Source organism: Treponema sp. (assembly GCF_045657965.1).
Lineage (GTDB): Bacteria > Spirochaetota > Spirochaetia > Treponematales > Treponemataceae > Treponema_D.
The window spans coordinates 1-3,223 of the sequence record NZ_JAZOUG010000029.1 but is presented as its reverse complement, the minus strand read 5'-3'; the positions used below and the strand labels follow the sequence as shown (position 1 = coordinate 3,223).

The 3,223-nt window shown below is 43.3% G+C and carries 3 protein-coding genes; all 3 read left to right on the top strand.

The genetic code is table 11. From position 1 onward, the window contains the following. A partial coding sequence (locus tag ACKI5B_RS00780) for a carbohydrate-binding protein (RefSeq protein WP_407425047.1) occupies positions 1 to 514 on the top strand: 514 nt, incomplete at its 5' end. Positions 515 to 727: 213 nt separating this feature from the next. Beyond that, positions 728 to 2,584, top strand: a complete 1,857-nt coding sequence (locus tag ACKI5B_RS00775) for a hypothetical protein (protein WP_407425046.1) — start codon at positions 728 to 730, stop codon at positions 2,582 to 2,584. 14 nt (positions 2,585 to 2,598) lie between these two features. Next, positions 2,599 to 3,063, top strand: a complete 465-nt coding sequence (locus tag ACKI5B_RS00770; protein ID WP_407425045.1) for a hypothetical protein — start codon at positions 2,599 to 2,601, stop codon at positions 3,061 to 3,063. Positions 3,064 to 3,223: the final 160 nt, after the last annotated feature.

The window sequence follows — 3,223 nt, the reverse complement described above, 5'->3', positions numbered from 1 at the left end:
AAAAATCACTCTCAAAGGAAAAGTTTCCGGCTATGATTTTGTTCCGGAAATTACCGTCGATGTTTCAAACCGCGTAAACTTAATCGAAGATCCGTCTTTTGAAAGCGGAAAAATGGGAAAATGGAAGCTCAACGGACCGGGTGCGGCCTGCTTTATGGAAAACAACAAGGGAAATGCCAGAACCGGAAAATGGACTTACAAATACTGGCTCGGAAGCGGCTTTAAGTCAATTCTTTCTCAAACCTTTACAAATATAGAAAACGGCACTTACGAGCTTTCAGTCTGGTCAATGGGCGGAGGAGGCGAGAACAATATCCGTCTTTTTGCGGCAGGCTTTGACGGAACTGTAAAACAGATTACCGCAAAAATCGAAAACACCGGCTGGCAGCAGTGGAAGCAGTACAAAATCCGTGTCCCGGTTTCAAGCGGTAATGTCACGGTAGGCATTTACCTTGACACAGCTCCCGACTGCTGGGGCAACTTCGATGATATCGAGCTTATAAAAGTGGATTAGAAAAGGAACCACAGATTAATACAGATGTACACAGATAGAAGTTAGGGATTAGCAGTTAGCAGTTTTGCAGGGGAAAGCCTTCCCCTCGCTCCAACCGCTGGCGCGTTTTACGCTACCCCTTCTAACGGGGAAATTCCCCGTAACGCCCCTTTTAATCTGTGAAAATCTGTGCATATCTGTGGATAAAAAAAAGGATTTCTTATGAGGAAAAATATGAAAATATTAAGAAAAACTTCCGTGGCACTTGCCCTTGTTTTGGCTTCCTCTCTTGCTTTTGCTCAGCAGGAAGCTGATGACGGGTTTATTGTGCCTTTGAACGAGGATTTTACAAAGAGCGTTGTAGCTTCTCCGGCTCCTGCTGCCCAGAGTGCGGGCGAGGCTTCTTCTGTAAAACAGGGCTTATGGATAGAAACAACAAGCAGCAATCAGTCTCTTATACGCGATATTGCCACAGGTAAAAAGAAAGGATACGAATTTGATAATTCTCACTTTATAAGTGAAGCAAACTGGTGGTTCTGGGGAGACATTACTCCGAATTTCCATCTGGATGCGACAATTTCAATCTGGGAATTCGATAAAACTTTATACCAGGCAAATTCTTATGCCGACAACGTACCTGATGTAACCTGGGGTGACGGTCTTCAGAGCATTGCATCGATGTTTTTCAGTCCGATTTACAACATGAATGATAACGGCGTTGCCATGTTCGATAAACTCGGCTTTACAATGATAAGCCCGTTTGTTGAAGTAAAGCTCGGTTATGGAGATTTGAAGGCAGGCGGAATGCTTGATTTTGACGGAATCTATCATGTAATTGACCGCTGGGATTATGTAGACAAAGGCTTTACTGAAGTTTCACTCGGAAAAAACCTGAGGACTTTCGGCGATATTACTGTAAATGCGACTGCCGCTTTAAGCATGATGAGGGGAACTTACGGTCTTTACGATTTACTTGATGTAAAATACGGAGATGAAAAAGCTCCTCTTGTTGAAGGCGCAGTCACATTCGGAAGCTACACAACAGAAGAAGAACTTTTCCGCTACAACGAACAGAACATAAATGCTCTTTCTGCTTATCTTGCTTTAAATCCTGTTACTCCGCTTAAAGTTGAACTTCACGGACTCGGCACTTTCGGAACTGATGTAGATTTTGATAAAGATGCTGTGGCTCTTGCCGGAAGAATCGGCTGGAAGGAAGATAAATGGAACGTGAGCCTAATGGAAAGTTATGCTTCTAAAAACGTAAACTCTGTCTGGGGAGCTGACGGAACTGATTACGATGACATTAATGCTAATTTTGCAACAACTCAGCTGGATGCAAATGTTTCACCTCTCGAATTTCTTTCTTTAGGTCTTGATCAGGGAGTTTCTGCAGTTCTTGAAGATGAAGAAGAAGCAGGCAAACATAATCAGTACAACGGTTATGTTTCATTCAGAACAGAGCCTTATTTTGACATTGATTTAAATCCACTTGTTTCAAAAGACATCACTGCAGGACTTTACGCTGTTGCCCGCTACGATATGCTCAGCGACAAAACAAAAATCGAAAACGACGGAGAATTCCTCTTCAGGGAAGCAGGAATCGAACTTAAACTTGGAGATATTATTCCTAAAATCCAGAAACTTACGCTCGACTATGCAGTTTCTGCAAATGCTGAATGGGAAATGGAAAGCGGAAAACTTGATTCAAACTCAAGCTACGACATCGGAGAAATGTTTCATTCGCTCATGCTTTCAGCAGATGTTACTGACAATTTAAGCCTTACTCTCGGCGGCCTTTACCGCGATTACAAGACTGAACTAAAATCGTCGTTTATTCAGCAGGAAATCGGCTTTGCTTTCGGCTTTATGGTCAAAAAGACTCCGCTTCCTGGACATCCGCGCTTCTGGGCACACTTTACATATGGAATGGATCCTTACGAAGACAACAATTACTCGCTTTTCCGTGCTGATGACCCGACATGTAAACCTGCTCACAGAACATATCTCCTTAACACACTCGATGACACGACCGGAGATTCAAACACAACAAGTTATGTCCGTCTCGGCTTAATCTGGGATTTGCAGTAGGGGAGGAGGTAAAAATGAAAATTGAAAATGAAAAATTGAAAAATATACTTCTTGCATTTACATCGGCCCTGTTCCTTACTTTTGCACTTGTTTCCTGTGCTGATGCAAACGGGCTTCACAATCAGGAAGCTGCAACAGTCACTTTTGTGTTCACAAACTTCCCGGTTGCAGACGGAAGCTATTCTATTCCTGGTGACCACAATTCCTGGGACAACACTTCAGAAAATATCACAATCAAAGGCGGAGAAGGAACTTCTGCTGCCGTAAAAGTTACTTCTTCTTCGATAGAGTTTTCGCTTGTCAAAAAAGACAACTGGCTTCGTCCGTGGTCAAACAGGGACGGCGGTTCAATCAACGGAGCCGGACGGACAGGAACAGATTATGCCGTAAATTTTCTTGCCGAAGGAATTGAACTTGGCAGTGAAGTTACAGTCACAATCGACGGTTCAACACCAACTGCAACGGTTACAGTGGAGTAAGGGGGAGAAAATGAGTAAATTGAAAATTGAGAATGCCATGTCTGCCGGCAGGCAGAGAAAATTGCAAAACTTCATCACATTTTTTGCTTCACTTGTATTTGCTTTCGGGGCAATCTCCTGCGAGCAGCTGCAGAATTCGCTTTCAAGTGAACAGCAGGCA